We start from the raw sequence: 19,290 nt of genomic DNA on the forward strand, positions 1-19,290 counted from the left end.
GGCATCGCAGTACTGATCTACCACGGTGATCGTGGAGGTAGCCGTTCTTGAACCCAATTAAATACCCTTGCTAAGTTAAACTCTTAGTAACTAATTATACTCTCATGAGAGTAATAAAAGAGCGTTACTTGCTCACGGGGTTGAGATTGGCAGAAGCCGAGAAGTTTTTGCAAGAGCAAGTTGATATTGTACCACCGTCAGGTTTGAGTTATGAGTTAATAGAGGCTAGTCAGAAAGAGCGCGATCGCATTGCTGCCGAACTGGATCGGCTAGAAAAGGATGAGCGAGAACGAGAGCGACTTGCACAACAGCGAGAATTACAACGAGAGAAACAAGCACGACGCGGTTGGCAATGGCTGGCTTTTGTACTTGGTATTATTGCCACAGCTACAATAGGGTCATTTGTTTACCGCGAAGTGTTGCGGCAAATAGCGATTCGGCATTGGCAAGCTGAAATGATACCTATTCATGGTGGCTACGCTACTATCGGCACAAGTGATTCAAGTCATGCCTACGCCGATGAAGAAAAACCTGTATGGCATCCTTATATTTCTGATTTCCAAATTCAAAAGTTTGAAGTTTCTAATCGTTTATATCGTCTTTGTGTACAAGCGTGGCATTGTGATGAGCCAGTAAACCCCAGCCGTTTATATAATGACAAATTTTTAAACCATCCAGTAGTAGAAGTAACAGTCTTTTATGCAGCTAAATTCTGTGATTGGTTAGGAGGGCGCTTGCCGACAGAACTAGAGTGGGAAAGAGCAGCACGGGGTATAGAAGGTCAAAAATTTCCTTGGGGAGACGATCCACAAATAATAAAGTTTGCAAATGTATATTTTCCCGAAACATATGAAAAAGATACTGAACAGGTCAATAGTTATCCACAAGGAAAGAGTAAAGAAGGAGTTTATAACTTAATTGGCAATGTTGAAGAATGGACTTCATCTTATTTACAAGACTCCTACATAAACTATAAAAAAGAATACTTTTGGAAAAATCCTAAACATTTACCAGAATCAGATTTTTTTATTACTAGAGGAAAGAGTTGGAAAACAGAAATAAGGCGAACAACACAACGTTCTCAAGTACCAGCTAAACATCACGAAACAGATACAGGAATACGTTGTGCCAAATAAGTGAGTTGATGGTAGAATATAGCTAAAATTTAAAGAAATATAAGGAGAAAATTCATGTCAGACCTGGTTAAACTAGAATTTACACCTCTGACTCATCGTTATGAAACTACTGCTATTTTTAAAGATAGTGAAGGACAAGAGTTTTTAATTAAAATTAGTAGTTGCAGTAAAGAAAAAATAGAAACAATTACAAAAAAATGTTATTTTTCTGCAAAAAGAACTAAGATACTGCCTTTAGAATCAAATGTTCAAGAACAAGATTTTGTTAATAATAATGATAATAGTTTAGAATTAGAAAAAGGTTTAAAGATAAAAAATACCAATATACTTCCCATAGATGAATTAGAACTTGATGTAAAATCTATTAATTCTAATCAAGTACCTTATAATTTTAAATTTGCTTTTGAACATGAAGCACAAGGTTTAATTAATGGAGAACAAATAGCATTTAAATTTAATAATCCAAATAATCCTGACATTATTTCTGGAAGTCTTGGCTCATGGGTTACAGCCATTATTAAAGTAACTAAAAATCAAGCTGAATTTATTATGTTGGCAGCAAAATCACAAGACGCGGCAGATAATGACTGGAAAGAAGTTGGCAAGACTGGATTGATATCTATATCTACAAATGGTCCTAATGGGAGAGGAACAGGAATCATAAAACACAGAGTGAAAAATGATGAAAAATTCTTTAAAATTAAAATTCAAGGAGAACCTGGAAGTATTTATACAATAGACGGAAGTTGGGATGTCAATTAAATCAACTTTTACATTCTATTAGGATTCCTATGATCAATCGGACATGATATAAGTCCCACCCAGAGAGAAATTGAGTCTCAGTATACTTAGCAAAAATCAAACTGGATTCCTATAATAGTTATCATTTAATCCTGTTTGTTCTCTCGATCCGCCAAATTACTCAAGCTACGACTAGCGACATCTGCACTCAATCCCCAAAGTATCAATTCTAAATAATTAGAAAAGGGGTCAGCACCAAAGGTCATCCCCTTTTCTACATACAAAGCACGTATCCCTACTAACGATAATCCCATTAACAACGTTAAAGATAACAGTGGTCGCACAATCCAGAGTGTTGTTTCTGCTCGTAACTCATTAGATACTCCTGCGATCGCTATCAAAAGTCGGCGCAACCACGCAAACCTATTTGATTTAGTTTTCTGTCCAGCAGCAGCCAATATAGCCGCAGCCGCTTCATTTGCAGCTGCCGTCAAACTAGGATCGGGTTGTTGATCTGCTCCCATCATGACTTTGCTGAGTTTGACAAGACTCTCCTGTATTTGTTGCAGCAATTCTTTAGCTTGATCATCGCTCTCAAACTTAATCCACTTTCGAGCTTCGTTAATTTTGGCTAATATTCCGTCGTCACCACCCACATCAGGGTCTTGTTCCATACCTTCTAACTGCTGTTCGATTTTTCGCAAACTAGTTAAGCAATTAAGACGCTCTTTAATCTTGGCTAAATCTGCGTTCACTGTTTCTAAATCCATCTGAGAAACAGAACTCCTAACTTTATTAACCATTGGACTCAGAATTTCTTGGTCTTGTTGGTCAACTTGAGCAATCATGTTCTCTACTTCGTAGACTTTCGCCAAAGCATCCGATTGGGGAATCCCCTTCTCTTGCATATATTTGAACAATCTGCCTAAAACGATACCCACCAATAAAACAAAAATTGGCATCGCTGGGCCAATACGCATACTTAAATCCACTGGAATCGACAGTCTCCCCTCTCGACCTTCCATTGTCAAGTAAACTGCCCCCGTATATCGGTCGGGGGGTATTTGCGATCGCTCCCACTTCAAAGGTAAACTAATAATTTTATTAGCAGCTAAAGTTTGGGGACTTAGCGGTGGTTCTACCTCAGTTTTGGTAATTTGATAGTTAGTTTGCTTCCCTTGTAAAATTACTTCAGCACTGGTAAGAAACACAGTTGCTTGATTGGGGTTATCTAAATAAATTAGCCGTTGCTTTTGGAAAGCACTGGCGGGAAGTAATAGATGAGCTAAACCACAATCCCAACTGCATCGGACTAATTGCAACTGAACTTGTTCTGAATCTTTTACAGGTACTAATGCAGGTCTAGCTTTTGCTTTCACTGTTAAAGGAATCACCAAAGCCTCAGACCGCTTTTGACTAGGTAAAAGTATTTCAATCTGTCCTTGATAAGTTCCTGGTAGCTTTACACCATTCAGCTTCACCTGAAAATCTTTTGGTAAACCCGCTTCTAGCTTGCGTTCCCCGATTAACTCTACCTGCTGACGACCAATTACCTCATCTCCTTCGGTTCGCTTCAAATCTGAGGGTAGGAATGTCCAAGCAGTGATACTCCCTCCAGAAGCTGTTAACCGGATGTTGCTAATTAAGGCATTCTCTTCCCCAAGCCAACCTTTAACTTCTAACGGCTTGTCTTTGGCATCAACTTCAATTTTGACATTAGTTTGAGCAACAGCAGGAGCAGGACAAATGAGTAAAATCAGGAGTGCAGCAGTAATCCAGCGTTTCATGAGTAGGTCAAGCAGTTAATTATGGGCGAGCGCACGAGCTAAAGCAATCTCATAAGGAGCATACAATGAATACACTAAACCCAAAGGATTGAGGTTTTGCTGAAGCATTTCTCGCCGCACTGTCAGCATAGCTTGTCCTAAAGGTTCTCCGCGAAATACTCGCTTCAGCAGGGTAATGGCATAGAGTTCTGCAAATAATTCTGGTACAGGGCATTCCGTACCAATTACGCCACTAGCACCAGCTGCACGAAAGTCATCAATTAAGCTGATGTAACTATCAGGGCCATAATCCCCAGTAGCGCAGCCGTTGAGTAAGACTAAAGGGCGATGCTGCCAGTTTACCTCGCAGGCTTCGATAAAATTACTGTAAATTTTGTCATCGCTCAGTTGCAAGTAGGGCAGATTTTCGATTTCATCTATACCGCCGTGACAATAAAAGTACACAATATCTAAATCAGAACTGTAGGTTGCCCAAATATTCTCCAGTTCAATGATTTCCTCAGCTATTAGCATTTGCACAGAAGCAAGTTGTTCAATTTTAGATAAATGGTCTTTCCAAAATCTAAAATTTCGCCACACATTAAAATTAATATATAAAGGTTGATTGTTGGCAATTTGCCATACCAGGGTAGGCGTTTGAGAAAGTTCGCCACTTGTCCAAGCTGGAAGTTGCTCAATAGCATAGCGGTAGCCCCAAAAAGCATGGGGACAAACAACTTTGTAATTATCTTTAAAAGGACAACCAGTACAGTCGATGTCGTGATTAAGAAATTCTTCGCAGACATGAACTTCTTTACTGGTCATGACCTTACGCTCATACAGCAACGCCCAAGGGATTGTAGACTTTCCCAATCCTAAAATTGGGTTAATCGGGTTGACTTGGATGACACTATCGGGTTTTAAGGCGGCGCGTAATTTTTCGCCATTGTCTTCACCTAACGTTCGACCTTTGTTTTCGGGGAGCAATGAGCGATATAAATATCGTCCAGCATCGGCTAACTGAGGTAGCCAGGTATTCAGCAACTTCATATCACCTTGGGGTTTAAACTGATAACCCTCTTTTGTCGCCGCCATTGAGTGTAATTTTTGCCGCACTCTGGCGATCGTATTTCCTAAACTAGATTGTAAATTTGTACTATAAGATATTAATTCTTGATTTCCCTGTGTTCTGTCCAGAAAGCGCAGATCAGTGCTACCATCCCGTGTATCAACTTGTACATCTACAGTTAAGAATCGCTCAGGCAGCAGTGCTAGCTTGTCATGAGTCAGCAAGTCAGTGGTAGTAAAGGTAATGGTAGCAGTTTGAGGTGGGCGCAGTGACTCTGGGATTTCTGCCCCGGCTACGGGGATGATGAGGACTGCAAGTTGCTTTGACTGAAGCAGATATCCGCGATATAACAAGTCCACCTGAATGTAGCCTCGACCTTCAAATAAGTTAGGTTTAACGGTGAACTGTACAATATCTGATGCACCACTGCGGGGTAAGGTTAGCTTTTTGACAGTTGCATCAATGTTAAAGTCCTTAGAAGCCACCACTAAATCTAGAGGTAGGGATTCCGAGTCATTCCAAACTTGAGCCAAGGCTTGATCTGGAAATGGAGTCGGCTCACTCTCTATTCCTTTTCGTTCTGGGCTGATGTCTACAAGCAATAAATAAGTCTGTCCGTGAATTAAGGGTTCGCTGGGTGGAACAGTTGTGCGAACATCAGAATTCGTAAAGTAAGTATTAAAGTAACGATAGTTTTCTACATAGTCGGAGATTTCTTGTATAAAAGGTAGCTGCTTAACAGTATGGTCTTGGTTGGAAAGACGCAGGATGGAACTGGTAAGATTAATTACCGGGTTTGGTTGATTGTTGGGTTCACCTTTGGTTTGACCATCAAAGGTAATAATTTCTTTTGTCTCTCCGAATAGTTCTTTCTCTAAGTAAGCTAGGCTTGGTAACAATTCTCTAGGGATTCGACCGTCTAAAGCGTCTAATTTGACTTTTATCGCTTCAAAAAGCTGATGTAAAGTAGAATTTGCCTGAATTATAATAATTAATTCTGGTTCAATAAACTCCCAGTAATCAGGATCGAGAGCTAGTTGCTGTCCTACATCTTGCAGAAGTGCTTGTTCATCTTCGCTCAAAGGAATTTCCAGTTTTTTCAGCGCCAGTAACAGAGCTAGTAGAGTTTTGGTAACGGAAGAATTCATTGAAGTAGGTTGCTTGTAATACTTTATACGGTTAAAATTCTTAGCTATGAGAAGAGAAGCACTTATAGTTGGTATCAACCAATATCCTTTTTTAAAGGATACACCGACAAGTAAAGCCAAGCACCTGACTACCCCAGCAACGGATGCAGAAGCGATCGCGCAACTGCTGGAAGCCGATGGCAACTTTCGAGTGCAACGACTCCCCAAACGAGAGATTGATGGCAAAATACAGGTCGATCCAAATCCAAGAGAGCCTGTTACTGCTGATGAACTGGTAGATGAAATTACCAAACTATTTTTAACAGAAGATGGAAGAGACACAGCACTATTATTTTTTGCTGGACATGGGCTATCAAAACCATTGGGTCAACTCAAACAAACCCTGTTGGCAACTAGCGATGCTAATCCTCAAGGTAAAAGGTGGAATGGACTACTATTGCGGGATTTATGGGAAATAGTAGAGCAGAGCCAAGTAAAAGAGCAAATTATTTGGTTAGATAGCTGCTACAGTGGCGAATTACTGGAATTCAAAGACAGCAATTTTCCAGAACGTGTTACTGAATGTAGACGCTTAATAATTGCTGCATCTCATAGTTCAGAAGTTGCTTACGAACGACTAGATGGTAAACACGGTGTACTGTCAGGGGCACTGATAGAAGGGCTTGACCCTAGTAAAATTTCACAGGGTAAGTGGATAACTGATCGGACAGTGGCAGATTTTGTGGAAAAGGAGCTAAAAACATACTATACCCAGACAAAAATCCCTCAAATTCCACTAATTAGAAGACCAGATCAATCAATTGAACTCATTCTTGGTAAAGGAGAAAAACATAACGAATTAGAACATAATGAAAAGGCTCCTTTAGTTTCTTCTGGATTAGCACCCTTTCTATCGTGGGAAGATTTTTTTCGTGAATGGCTAAATACCAAAAAGCCATTTAATCACGCTTGGCGACTTATTGGGAGAACAGATTATCTGCAAAATCTTAACGATTTTGTGCAATCAGATGAACAAAAAATCGTCATTTTATCTGGACGTGGGGGAATTGGCAAAACCAAATTACTCCTTGCTTTTGCAGAACAATTTAATAATTCTAATTTGACCCTATGGTTTGTAGAATAAGGAGTCCCTATCACAGCAGAAAATGTAGTTAAATTACCTAAAAATAATTGTGTGGTAGTGTTAGATGATGCACACCGTCGTGAAGAAGATGTAGCAGTTTTACTTGCGTTCTTCCGGCAAAACCCCACGAATAAATTAATAGTTTCATGCCGACCTTATAGTGTGGAATACCTGCAAGGAATTTTCAGACAAGCTGGTATCGATTCCCGTCAAATTAAACGATTGGATGAACTCAAAGAATTAAGTCGTGATGATGTAAAAGCTTTAGCAAATCAGGCACTAGGTGAGAATTATGCAGATTTAGTGGATAAATTAGCTACAGTCACAAAAGATTGCCCATTAGTAACTGTAGTTGGTGGGCGATTACTAGCAGAAAAAGCAATACTTCCGTCCTTACTTGAACGAGATGAAGACTTTCAATATAACGTAATAACGAGATTTAGAGATGCTATTCTTGGGCAGATTGGTCAGAAACTTGAACCTGAGTTTTGTAAGGACTTATTAAAGCTAATTGCTGCTGTCGCACCAATGCGATTAAGTAATGAACAGTTTAAACAAGTAGCAGCAGAATTTCTTCAGGTTAGCACGTCTAAATTAGTAAGTAGTGTTGGGATACTTGAACAATCAGGAATTTTACTTCGCCGTGGCGGTATTCTAAGAATTACTCCTGATGTACTTGCTGACCATATTCTATATGAAGCCTGCTTAACTGCTCAAGGAGAATCAACAGGTTATATACAAGAATTATTCAATAAATTTAAATCAGTTTGTCTGGCAGAATTACTTAAAAATTTTGCTGAACTTGATTGGCGTATTCGCTATAAAAGCAGAAAAGAGACAGATTTATTAGCAAATATTTGGCATAATATTTGGGAAGATTTCCGTTCATCATCAAATTATGATAGGTGCAAATGCTTAAATGTTATTAAGACAGTAGCTTACTATCAACCAAGACAAGCATTGGAGATAGTTGAATCTGCCATACGTAACCCTACCACAATATCAGAAGATGAAAGTATAGCAAGAATTTACTGCTATACACATAATAATGTGCTACTTCAGCTACCTGAAATACTTAAAACTATTAGCTACACTTTAACTTATCTGCCTTCCTGTTGTGAATTGTTATGGGAACTAAGAAAATCTGGTGGAATAGGCGTTTTACAAAAAATTGCTAGCTATGATATCAAAAAGTCAGTAGAATTTAACCAGATTATTCTAGTAGCAGTTACTAACTGGTTGCGTTTATCAAACCAAGCAGATGATATATGTTTTCTACTTGATATACTCGACCAATTTTTAGTCAAAAGTTCTCATTCTGAAGAATTTGAGAGTTTTACACTCACTTTTACTCCTTTTGCTGTAAGCTTTCAAAATACTCAACAAATTCGTGAACAGGCTCTTCAGTTGATTATAAACTGTACTAAAGCAACTGAACTGAATGTGGTTATCCGAGCAGTAAAGAGTTTAGAAAATGCGCTCCGAAAACCTGTTACTTCTTTCGGTAGAGAAATTACTCTTGAAGAAGAACAACAGTGGATACCTGAACAATTAAAGATATTAGATAATTTTAGTTCTTTAATACAGGAAAATATTAATCCACTAGTTAATTTAAGTATTATTAATGCACTTTTATGGCATACCAGCCATAAATCCTTCACAAAAGTCAAGCGAAAAGCCAAGAAAGTCCTCAAATCAATTCCCAAGTCTTTTGAATTAAAATTTACTGCTGCTTTGAGGCATAGTTATAACTGGGATTGGTTATTTGAACAGAAAAAGCGCTCAAGCATTAATTCCGATATTCGGACTAAGCGCGCAGAAGGAATTTGTCTACACATAGCTAAAGAGCTATTACAGAGATATCCAGATGCAACAGAGGGGATGGAGAATATCAGTGCAAAGTTAGAAGATTTAGTAGGCACTGGCGTATCTCCTTTTCCTTATACATTTTTAGGTAAATTATCTCAACTTAATCCTAGTTATACTGAGAAAATATGTGAGAAATTAATTGCTAATCCAGATTCTCCTCTAACGAGATATTTATACTCATTGCTATTCGGAGTCATCAATACAAATTATAGCCAGGCTATTGCTATTGTCCAACGTGCTGTAGACACTGGCCATCCTACCCTTTGCCAAGCAATTGCGGGTAGATATTTTAATATTGACATTACTAACAAGCTTCTAAATCACAGCAATCTCACAGTTAAACAGCTAACTATAGATTCTTTGTCTACTATTTATAGTGTTGAACCGAGGCTAGCCGTAGAAACAGCACTTAAAGCAGATATAAATAACAGCACATAACTAGCTAGTACATTGTGTCAAGTGTTTGATAAATATGCCATTTCTCCAGATGTTTTGAAAGATGAAGAATTAATAATTTTACTAAATAAGCTCGAACCTGTTCAAAACATAGAAGAATATCATATCAGTGAATTCCTAGCTTATGCTTCAACAAGAACTCCACGCTCTTTAATTAACTTACTCTTAAGAAGAATTAAGCGGTTTGAAGAAGCGGGAGAACAAAATTACCAGCCGCTTCCCTATATAGCATTTCATCACGGACTTGATGGTTTAGCCGATAGTAATGAATACGAGGATATTTTGCGCGATATTAGACAAGAAGCACTAATAGGAACATACTACACTTCTTTTTGGATACCTAAATTATTTGAAGAAGCTTCATTAGGATTTAATCCTATTAGCTTAAAAGTGCTTGAAGAGTGGGTTAACTCCAAAGATATAACCAAAGTTCAAACAGTTAGTTTGCTCTTGAGTGATACATATCAAGAATTTATTTTTCAACACGTATATTTTGTTAATAAACTAATAGAACAAGCCTATGCTATTGGAGATAAATGCTATCAAACGGTTAGAAGTCACCTATCAAAAAGTGCGATTTCAGGCGAACGTTCTCGTGCTATCGGGCTTCCAGCGCCAGCAGATATTACGTTAGAGGAAAAAGCCTCCACCGTAGCAGCACAATTTATTTTTGGTTCAGCAACATACAAATTTTATAATTACCTATCTAAGTATGCTAGGACTAATATACAGGATGATCTGGCTCATGATGAAGAGTTTGATTAATCAAATTACAGAAATAAAATACTCAGTTAATTCAGTCCAGCAGCAGATATTCAAGTGTATTTTATTAGCGATCGCACAGTAAGTTTCAGAAAACAACACTGCTTCACTTTAGTTATAATCTACACATTCAGCCCAAATACTTATTTTCACATTCTCCACATGAGCCGAGATGCTTTGGTAGTAGGTATCAACAAGTATCCTTTCCTCAAAGATTCAGCAACAGGTAACTACAAGCATCTTACAACGCCCGCAACTGATGCAGAAGCGATCGCTCAACTTTTAGAAACCCACGGGAATTTTCGAGTCAAGCGCTTTCCAGCCAGCAATATAGATGGGAAATTGCAGGTTGACCCAGATAAACTAGTTAAGACAGAAGAATTAGAAGCAGCAATCCTCGATTTATTTCTCCCAGAAAGTGGGAAACCTCCAGAGACGGCGTTGTTATTTTTCGCTGGACATGGGCTGCGAAAGCAATTAAGACAAAGTTTAACGCAAGGTTTTTTAGCAACTAGTGATACTAGCCCTAGCAAAAACTTATGGGGTTTATCGCTGCGAGAGTTGTGGGAGATTTTGCAGCAAAGTCAAGCACAACAGCAGGTTATTTGGTTAGATTGCTGTTTCAGTGGCGAATTACTCAACTTCAAAGATACCGAACTGGGAAGGCATAGTTCAGGGTGCGATCGCTTTTTGATTGCTGCATCCCGTGACTATGAAGTAGCCTATCAGCAGTTAGATGCTAAACATGGTGTTCTTACAGGGGCGCTTCTAGCAGGACTTGACCCCCATCTAGTTCCAGAGTTTGAATGGATCACAAACCGGACGCTGACAGTTTCAGTTGAACAGAAATTACAAGCATACTACGAAACCACAAAAATTCCCCAATCTCCACTGATTAGCAACCACGGCGAAGCAATTAAGCTGATTCAAGGAAGGGCTAAACCGCATTCACAAAATCAGTCCGATGCCAAGAACTTTCAAAATCTCAGATTAGAACCTCACACGATCAATGAACTGGTGAAGCTGCTGCGACCTTTTTTGGAAGATGAGAGAAACCGTCGTCCTTTTCTAGTTTTGGCTTTGGGTAATGATGAACCTGTGCTGCAACACATCAGTTGGGGTGGTGCTGTGGCAATTTTTATCCCAGATATGGTGTGCAAGCTTGCAGATTATGGCGAAGTAGCGCCAGGAAAACAAGCGCTTTGGGCATTGTTGGAATATATGCGATCGCAAGTAGGTGTAGATGTGCAGCAACATATCGATAATTTGCGTCCTCTGCTTGATGTCCGTTCACGAAGTGACTCCTTCGGAGTATCGCCCTCTTCCACCGCAACTGATACCACATCAATAGATGTCCTAGTGCAGAAAGTGCGTAGTTGTCTGCATGATGATATCCAACGTTTACATGGAACGATGCCACTTTTGGGCGTTGATCATTGGGTAGATTTGGGTGAGCTGTTTGTAGATGTTAATATCCTAGAAGAAGTTACCAGTAGCCGCAATTTAGAACTTGATGACTTGTGGCAAGATTTTAGTGTTGGTGTTAAAGAATATTCCAGTTATCGCAGCTTGGATCGCATTGGTTTAGGCAAACGGCAGCAGCGAGTATCTGGGTTAACAGTGCTAGAGAAAAATACCAATTTGGTGGTGTTGGGGAAACCGGGTTCTGGTAAAACAACTTATCTACAGCGTATTGTTACCGAATGTAATGAAGGTAGATTGCAACCGCATCTAATTCCAATGTTGATTAATCTGCGATATTTTGTAGATGATGGTTGTAGTTTTGAATATAATTTTGAGCGTTATTTAACTCAGCATTGGCGATTGTCTGATGCTGAGGCTGAATTAGTGTTGAATCAAGGTAGGGCGTTGATTTTACTAGATGGTTTAGATGAGGTAGCGGGAATATGTGGACGAGAAATTTCTAAACAAATTAAACAATTTAGCCGCACTTATCCCCAGAATCAGTTAATAGTCACCTGTCGAACGCAAAGTCAAGAATCGCGGTTTGAGCGTTTTGATTATATAGAAGTTGCAGATTTTAATGAAAAGCAGGTAAACGCCTTTGCAAAACACTACTTTAAGGTAGTTTGTTCAAATACAAAGGAAGGAAAAGCAAAAGCACGAAAATTTTTAGAAAAGCTCTATTTAGAAGAAAATAAAACTATTCGAGAATTAGTAATTACACCAATTTTATTGAATTTAACCTGTTCGGTGTTTCATCAAACGGGAAAATTTTACTCAAAACGGTCGAAACTATATGAACAAGGATTAGAGTTACTCCTAGCAAAGTGGGACAAATCGCGCGAAATTGAGCGGGAGAAAATTTATCGAGATTTGTCGTTAGAGCGAAAGCGGGAACTTTTAAGTTATTTGGCGGTGAAAAAGTTTGAGCAACAACAATATGTTCTGTTTGAGCAGGAGGAAATAGAGGGGTATATTGCGGAGTTTTTAGATATTCCACAGTTGGATACTCGAGTGGTGTTAAAAGCAATTGAAGCACAGCATGGGTTGTTGATTGAGCGATCACAAAAGGTTTGGTCATTTTCGCATCTGACGTTTCAAGAATATTTGGCAGCTAAACAAATAGTCATTCATCTGAATTCCTATGAATTAGAGAAAGATATACTACAAGATATAGTAAATCATTTGCCTAAAAAGAACTGGCAAGAAATATTCTTAGCAGTGGTAGTAATGCTTCCAAAAGCAGATAATTTACTCATTGCCATGAAAATGTGGATTGATAAATTATTAGGGAATAACGAGAAGATACAGAATTTTCTAGATTGGATATCAGAAAAGGTTAGAGTATTTAATTCACCATATGAAGCACACACAATTCGGGTATTTTACTTTGAAATAGGTAAATCTATATGTATAAAAACAGGGTTTAGTAGTCTTTATGGAATTGGATTTAATTCGCTTATAATTTCAAAACTGATATATGATGAAATTTGTCTCGATAGAAGTCTGGCTCAATGTTTAAAGATATCAATAAATACAGAATACTGTTATAATTTAACCGATCGTGCTTTCTTTATAGATGTTGCAATACCCTATGTTACAGAACCTGAACTAAAGCAAAAGCTGGGAAGATTAAAAAAACAGCTTCCAAATTTAAACGTAACTTCTGAATGGATATGGAGTCAGGTGTTTATTAATATTGCTATGGCAAATGAGGAATTGTGGATGGAAAAACTCAGAACTGTGATGATTGAACATCGTAATATTGGATATGATTTTAATTTTAATGAAAAAGAAATGAAACTACTGGAAATATATTATGACTCTAATAAATTACTAGTAAACTGCTTGAATCATGACGGGGTGATTAGTAATAAAATTCGTCAGGAAATTGAGGAGTCATTGTTTTTACCGATGCCGAAATCGAAAAACGCACACGTGAAAGATAAAGGCGATCGCTCCGATATCAGGCTAGATTAACGAATAAATCTTGCTTTAAACTAAAAGTTTAGTAATCAGTTTCATAGGATACAGTAACCGTGACCGTACAGCTATCCACACCTGACTTCCAACGCCTTACCCGTATCGTACAGAATTTACCAGACTTTGCTAACGTGCGCGATCGCCGTCGTTTAGTCGCAGGTGCATTACAAGGTGTAGCCCAAGCAGATATTATCCTAGCGCGGTTAGATTTGGATGGTGCGCCGATGGGTGTTTCTGTGGAAGTGGTGCGATTTTTAGCTCAATTTGGACGAGTCGCTTACGATAAAGAAGCCCTTGCTGTCTTCCTCAACTATATTCAGCCTTACACTGGGGATGAAGATAAAGACTTTATCGTAGAACTATTTCAGAACTACCCGCTTGATGTTCCAGTCAGTCCTAGCCGTGGAATTGGCAACTGGAAGGGAATGGATAGTACCGCTGATATCAAAGAAAAGATTATTGGGGAAAATACATTACGCGATATCTACATTTTAAACTTAGCTCTAGAAGCCTCAGAAGCTGTGGTGCGTATTGCTACTCAAAAAGGTGCGGGTACAGGGTTTATGATTGCACCTGATTTACTAATGACGAACAATCACGTTATTAAAACTCAGGAAGTAGCGGAAAAAAGTAATTTTAGCTTCAACTATCAACTGGATATCAACGGTAAAGAATGCCCAACACAGATTATTGGGGCTTTACCGGATGGTGCTTTTTACACTAACGAAGAACTGGACTATACAGTAGTAACCCTGAAAGAAGTACCCGACTTCGGCAAACCCTTAGTCTTCAAAAGTAAATTAATGCGGCGAGATGACCGCGTAGCAATTATTCAGCATCCTGGCGGTCATTTGAAGAAAATCTCCATACAGAATAACTTTGTTGCTTACGCCGATAATCAAGTATTGCAATATACTACTAGTACAGAACCAGGTTCATCGGGGTCGCCTGTTTTCGATGATGATTTTCAGGTGGTTGGTATTCACCATAGCGGTGGTATGTTAGTAGAACCAAATACCCAACAAAGGTATTTACGTAATGCAGGAACAAGTGCGATCGCATTGTTGAATGACCTCCAGAAAAATGCACCGGAGATTTACGCCCATTTATCGAGATAGTTAGACAATGGCGATAAGTAGCGACTTAATACAAAAAATATTACCCTTACTTAGACCCCTGATGGAGAACGAAAGCCAGCGTCGGGGGTATTTAATCAGGGCATTGGGGACTAATACGCCTGTGCAGTATCATCTGGTTTTGAACACGCCCACGAATAATTTTATTCCTAATTTGATAAATGAATTAGTTGCCTTTGGGGAAATTTCTCCTGGTAAACCTGCACTTTGTGCTTTGTTAGAAGTGATTCGTGAGGACGTAGGCGAAGACGTAAAGGTAAGTATAGATGAGCTGCTAAAGGATATTAGAGCAGAAAATATTTGTAATACATCCCGTATTTCTAATACTCTTATTCAACAAGTTGACCAATATTTATCTAATAATGCCTCAATTCCTCTGGAAAGGTTATTGCTGCAAGAGGCAAAAGATTTAGTTAAGGTTTTGCAGGGTGAAATTGATGCTTGTCCTGTAGTAATATCAACTGATAATAAGTCTCAGTGTTTGCAATGTATTGAGTATTTGGAAGCAAAAAGTGAACCATTTCTGCAAATCATTGCAAGAATTATTTATCATGACCATAATTCACAGTATGTACCATCGCTGCTTAGAGCATTCAAAATTATTGCAAATCAGGCTTTACCCTCTCAAAATAAATTTCCAGATGAAAAAAGCAGATTTATTAGGTTATATCCTTTAGCACTTGCAACATATATGGTGTTTATCTTGGGAGTTGAAGAGAATCGAAACCAGTTACTCAGAGATATTTTAAGTATTCAACTAAATAGACAATTAGATTTCCTTCCTAATCTTCCTCTAACTTGTACTTTGACCTATCTTTATCATTACTCAGATTCAATATTTAATACTATTTTATGTAGGACTTCTTCTGTGCCTGTTATTGAAAGAATTAAACAAGTTTTGCTTCCTTGGATTGATGAGTTTGTAATGGATGCAGATACTGCCTTCTATCGAGGAGAATTTTTGCTAGGTCTAGCAGACATCGAATCTGAAAAACCTGAGTATTTACCGGAGGAGAGAATCCTGACATTGAGGGGGCGTTATCTGTATGCTTTTGAAGCAATTCCAGTTATTCAAGAATTTATACGTAATTCTTCACGGTGGCTTCTGGATTTATATCCTTCTCTAGAACAGTTACTTTGGATTTTCGATTCAACAGCTTCACGACTTGATGTAGATGGATGGGGTCGTGTTAATGGCTTTTGTAGAGGGGCATTCGCAACTTATAGAGGTCAGCGATATTAATGAGCAGTTCTAAGTCAGTAGGTCAACCTGACTCGGAATTTATCGGATATCTTACGTTTTAATTTTTTTGCAGTTAGTTAAAACATGGCAATAAATAGTGATTTAATGCAAAAAATATTGCCTCTTCTCACCCAACATTTCAAGGATGAGAAGGATTGCCAATCTTATTTAACAAAAGCTTTTGGTCTTAATGAAACTATATCCAAGCGTATTACATGGAATACTTCAAAAGATATTTTTATAACTGATATGGTTAAGGTACTGGATATCTATAGCGAAATTACCCCCGGCAAACCTGCAATTTGTGCTTTACTAACAGAAATCCGTAAAGATGTCGGCGTAGATATCCAGATAAACATTGATAAAATTATTACAGAGTTTCAAGGTTTCCAAACACCAGCGCATTTACTATTTGACCTGCTGTTGCAAATGGACTTCAAATCACAGGCGCGGCTAGTTAAAAAAGTTATGGAATTACACCGAACTGCTGCTTTTTTAGTTCACGGCGAACCTTACTGCGGACAGCAACTTTTGGTAAATCGTTTGTTCCGGTTGAAGCCAGAGTGGAAAAATATCTCGCCAATTAAAATCGACGTAAGTCACAACGGTGCAGGTAGAAGTATCCCTCACCTGTGGCGACAGCTAGCATCTTGGTTTCGTTTACCGAAAGATGTAAAACCAAAGGAGATTACTCACAAAATTTGCGATCGCCTGCTAACTAAAGATGTGATTTTGATATTTTACACCGTGGATTATATGCCGCCAAAGGTTCTAGTGGCATGGCTGCAAGAATTTTGGGAACCACTGGTGACACAAGTTGAAGCAAATTCCCTTCCTACTCAACATAATACACATTTACTAATGTTTCTGGTAGATAATAGCGGCAGTGTTTGTGAGTCAAATGTCCTGTTGGCAAAGCAATTTGATGAACCGGAGTATCCCCGCATCCCTCTGCACTTACCACCCGTTAGTCCCTTTGGGTTAGATGTTTTGGATGATTGGATTGACATGGTAATGGCGATGGAGAGTATGCGAATACCTACTGGATTAACAGCCAAAATATTGTTAGAGAAGACAGAAAACGGTGTCCCAGAATTTGTTTATGAAGAAATTTGCTGCCACTGTGGTCATAGTTGGGAAGGAGAGTTAGCGAAATGGTTGATTTAGCAAGTGTACTCACCGCCAATGGTAAGCAATATTATGCTGGCAAGCCAATTTCACCCCAAGAGTGCCAAAAGTATGGGCTTTCTCCTTACTTGCCATCTTCAGAACTTATTAAAGCAGTTAACCTTGCCATTTTCTTAGAAAAACGTCCCTTACTGCTCAAAGGTGAACCGGGATGCGGTAAAACCACTTTAGCGCAGGCGGTAGCTTATGAGTTGGGCTTACCCTACGAAACTTGGTATATTAAGTCTACAACTAGAGCCAGGGATGGACTCTACACTTACGACGCTGTTGGTCGTTTACATGATGCTCAACTTGCTCGCATGAATGAAGCTAGCAATTCCAAAGTCGGCCAAGGAGTAGCCACAGAATTAGATATTGAAGCGACGGTGGCAAAAATTGGGCGTGAGGGGATTTTACTCCAACCTGTGCTGATTCCACCACGTAGCAATCGCACGGATTTGGTGCTACTAATTGACCAAGAAGGCTCGATGGTGCCGTTTCCCGATTTATCGCGCCAGTTGGTGGAAACGGCAGAACAGGGAGGACGATTGAGAACAACCAATGTATTTTATTTTCACGACTACCCAAATGAATACTTATACCGTCACCCGGCAATGCTTGATGCCAAGGCTGTTTCTGAAGTGTTAGAGGAAATTGGCGAACGAGCGGCGGTATTAATTGTTAGCGATGGTGGAGCAGCACGGGGGAATTTTGACCAAGAACGGGTTGATAATACTAAGGTATGGATTGAGCAGTTACAGCAGTCGGTGCGTTATTATGCTTGGCTCAACCCGATGCCGAGTGAATGCTGGCGACAAACAACTGCTGGGGAAATTGCCCGTTTTGTGCCGATGTTTGAAATGAGTCCGCAGGGGATGAATGCGGCAATTAGTGTCTTGCGGGGTCGATATATTGTAGTAAAAGAGTTGAATGAATCTTTATGCTTTTAGAGTTAAGACAATTGAGGATTCAACCGGGACAGCAACTGTTAGTTGAGGACGTTAGCTGGCAGCAATTTGAAAATATTTTGGCGGAATTAGGAGAACATCGCGCTGCCAGAATTTCCTATAGTCACGGTTTTTTAGAAATTATGGTTCCCTTACCCGAACATGAAAAAGCCAAAGAAATTATTGGCGATATAGTCAAAATTTTACTGAATGAACTAAGTATCAATTATGATGCTTTAGGTTCAACCACCCTAAAAAACCAAAAAATGAGTCAGGGAGTAGAACCGGATACTTGTTTTTACATTCAAAATCAAGCGGCAGTTATTGGTAAAAATCGCATAAATTTAAGTGTAGACCCACCCCCAGACTTAGCCATAGAAATTGATTTAACTTCTCGCACGCAATTGGATAATTACCAAATTTTGGGAGTACCAGAACTTTGGCGATATGGAAAACAAGGCTTACAAATTAACGTCTTGCAAGGTGGAAAATATGTAGAGTCAAATTTTAGTCCTACTTTTCCAGATATTCCAATGATTGAGCTAGTAAATCAATATGTCCAGCAAAGTCAAGTTGTTGGTAGCAGCCAAGCAATTCAAGCTTTTAGAAATTGGCTGCGGGATAATATTTAATTGTGCCTTTTATTTGGAATGAGTTATTTGCAATGGCAGTCAGTTGAGGTTATTTGATGCCTACCACAAACAAGGAGCGGGAAATACGAATCGCCCAAAGAAGGGTTGAAGGGTTTGCCCAGGAGTTTGGGGAAGCACACCGCAACTTGGCTCGTCATGCGGCGTTTCCTTTGGTACTTACACCCGATTTACTCTACAAAATTTGGGCAAATTTTGTCCCTGAAGCCCCTTGGACTGCGGTAGCTCATGTGTTGCTATCGCGGTTGTGTAGGCAAGTGGGTTATGAGATGTATGAGATGGATATTGCTGACCGAAATTTGTTGTTGCGGGAATTGAAGGAGGAGTTTGGGCAGGAAAGATTTGATCAGTTGGGGGAGTTTTTGCTAGATTATGTAGCGCAGAGATTAACGGATGATGACGCAGATATGCGGGATTTACGAGAAGCTCAGGAGTGGACAGCGTTGGCTTATACTAAGCCAGATGAGGTAGCGCGGGAGTTGGCGCAGAGGTTGAGTGAGAGGCTACAGCACGATGATATGGGGGAAGTTTTGCGGCTTGCTTCGTTGGTGGAGACTTTTGCAGAAGCACTCAAGGAGGCTGGTTTTGAGCTATTACTAGTTTATAGTCGTGGAATAGAAATTTTTGCTC

At 39.2% G+C, this 19,290-nt stretch carries 13 protein-coding genes; 11 read left to right on the top strand and 2 right to left on the bottom strand.

What is annotated here, in order from left to right; all coding sequences use genetic code 11:
- Positions 1-104 precede the first annotated feature (104 nt).
- Both CDG79_RS22950 and CDG79_RS22955 read left to right on the top strand, forming a co-directional pair.
- The gene (locus CDG79_RS22950; protein ID WP_094344196.1) at positions 105-1,136 is read left to right on the top strand and encodes an SUMF1/EgtB/PvdO family nonheme iron enzyme; all 1,032 of its coding nucleotides are present in this window, start codon (positions 105-107) and stop codon (positions 1,134-1,136) included.
- Between the two features lie 54 nt (positions 1,137-1,190).
- Positions 1,191-1,898, top strand: coding sequence for a hypothetical protein (locus CDG79_RS22955; protein ID WP_094344197.1), 708 nt, complete (start codon positions 1,191-1,193; stop codon positions 1,896-1,898).
- A 125-nt stretch (positions 1,899-2,023) separates the two neighbouring features.
- On the opposite strand, the gene CDG79_RS22960 is transcribed toward CDG79_RS22955, so the two are convergent.
- Together CDG79_RS22960 and CDG79_RS22965 are read right to left on the bottom strand one after the other, a co-directional pair.
- Positions 2,024-3,664 carry a hypothetical protein gene (locus tag CDG79_RS22960; protein ID WP_094344198.1) on the bottom strand — a complete coding sequence of 547 codons (1,641 nt, stop codon included), beginning with the start codon at positions 3,662-3,664 and terminating at the stop codon, positions 2,024-2,026.
- Between the two features lie 15 nt (positions 3,665-3,679).
- Positions 3,680-5,860, bottom strand: a complete 2,181-nt coding sequence (locus CDG79_RS22965; protein WP_094344199.1) for a CHAT domain-containing protein — start codon at positions 5,858-5,860, stop codon at positions 3,680-3,682.
- 46 nt (positions 5,861-5,906) lie between these two features.
- On the opposite strand from CDG79_RS22965, the gene CDG79_RS22970 reads away from it, so the two are divergent.
- The 9 genes from CDG79_RS22970 (at position 5,907) to CDG79_RS23010 (ending at position 18,642) form a co-directional block, all read left to right on the top strand.
- On the top strand, positions 5,907-6,983 hold the full coding sequence (locus CDG79_RS22970; RefSeq protein WP_094344200.1) for a caspase family protein: 1,077 nt from the start codon (positions 5,907-5,909) through the stop codon (positions 6,981-6,983).
- A gap of 51 nt (positions 6,984-7,034) precedes the next feature.
- On the top strand, positions 7,035-9,290 hold the full coding sequence (locus CDG79_RS22975; protein ID WP_094344201.1) for a hypothetical protein: 2,256 nt from the start codon (positions 7,035-7,037) through the stop codon (positions 9,288-9,290).
- A gap of 21 nt (positions 9,291-9,311) precedes the next feature.
- Positions 9,312-10,073, top strand: a complete 762-nt coding sequence (locus CDG79_RS22980) for a hypothetical protein (protein WP_143855556.1) — start codon at positions 9,312-9,314, stop codon at positions 10,071-10,073.
- A 54-nt stretch (positions 10,074-10,127) separates the two neighbouring features.
- On the top strand, positions 10,128-13,514 hold the full coding sequence (locus CDG79_RS22985) for an NACHT C-terminal helical domain 2-containing protein (protein WP_143855557.1): 3,387 nt from the start codon (positions 10,128-10,130) through the stop codon (positions 13,512-13,514).
- Positions 13,515-13,573: 59 nt separating this feature from the next.
- Complete coding sequence (locus CDG79_RS22990; protein ID WP_094344204.1) at positions 13,574-14,635, top strand: trypsin-like peptidase domain-containing protein; 1,062 nt, start codon at positions 13,574-13,576, stop codon at positions 14,633-14,635.
- Between the two features lie 7 nt (positions 14,636-14,642).
- Positions 14,643-15,896 carry a hypothetical protein gene (locus tag CDG79_RS22995; RefSeq protein ID WP_094344205.1) on the top strand — a complete coding sequence of 418 codons (1,254 nt, stop codon included), beginning with the start codon at positions 14,643-14,645 and terminating at the stop codon, positions 15,894-15,896.
- 84 nt (positions 15,897-15,980) lie between these two features.
- Complete coding sequence (locus CDG79_RS23000) at positions 15,981-17,063, top strand: DNA-binding protein (protein ID WP_094344206.1); 1,083 nt, start codon at positions 15,981-15,983, stop codon at positions 17,061-17,063.
- The gene (locus CDG79_RS43945; protein ID WP_094344207.1) at positions 17,051-18,013 is read left to right on the top strand and encodes an AAA family ATPase; all 963 of its coding nucleotides are present in this window, start codon (positions 17,051-17,053) and stop codon (positions 18,011-18,013) included. Before CDG79_RS23000 ends, CDG79_RS43945 begins: the two co-directional genes overlap by 13 nt.
- Positions 18,004-18,642: a Uma2 family endonuclease gene (locus CDG79_RS23010; protein ID WP_094344208.1), complete on the top strand. Its 639-nt coding sequence runs from the start codon at positions 18,004-18,006 to the stop codon at positions 18,640-18,642. Before CDG79_RS43945 ends, CDG79_RS23010 begins: the two co-directional genes overlap by 10 nt.
- Positions 18,643-19,290 lie beyond the last annotated feature (648 nt).

It is taken from the genome of Nostoc sp. 'Peltigera membranacea cyanobiont' 232, from assembly GCF_002245985.1.
In the GTDB taxonomy this organism is placed as follows: Bacteria; Cyanobacteriota; Cyanobacteriia; order Cyanobacteriales; family Nostocaceae; genus Nostoc.

What these genes read in the sequence shown, in the direction of transcription:
- CDG79_RS43945 (WP_094344207.1), top strand. Translation starts at nt 17,051, where the DNA reads ATGGTTGATTTAGCAAGTGTACTCACCGCCAATGGTAAGCAATATTAT.
- CDG79_RS23000 (WP_094344206.1), top strand. Translation starts at nt 15,981, where the DNA reads ATGGCAATAAATAGTGATTTAATGCAAAAAATATTGCCTCTTCTCACC.
- CDG79_RS22960 (WP_094344198.1), bottom strand. Translation starts at nt 3,664, where the DNA reads ATGAAACGCTGGATTACTGCTGCACTCCTGATTTTACTCATTTGTCCT.
- CDG79_RS22950 (WP_094344196.1), top strand. Translation starts at nt 105, where the DNA reads ATGAGAGTAATAAAAGAGCGTTACTTGCTCACGGGGTTGAGATTGGCA.
- CDG79_RS22995 (WP_094344205.1), top strand. Translation starts at nt 14,643, where the DNA reads ATGGCGATAAGTAGCGACTTAATACAAAAAATATTACCCTTACTTAGA.
- CDG79_RS23010 (WP_094344208.1), top strand. Translation starts at nt 18,004, where the DNA reads ATGCTTTTAGAGTTAAGACAATTGAGGATTCAACCGGGACAGCAACTG.
- CDG79_RS22955 (WP_094344197.1), top strand. Translation starts at nt 1,191, where the DNA reads ATGTCAGACCTGGTTAAACTAGAATTTACACCTCTGACTCATCGTTAT.
- CDG79_RS22965 (WP_094344199.1), bottom strand. Translation starts at nt 5,860, where the DNA reads ATGAATTCTTCCGTTACCAAAACTCTACTAGCTCTGTTACTGGCGCTG.
- CDG79_RS22970 (WP_094344200.1), top strand. Translation starts at nt 5,907, where the DNA reads ATGAGAAGAGAAGCACTTATAGTTGGTATCAACCAATATCCTTTTTTA.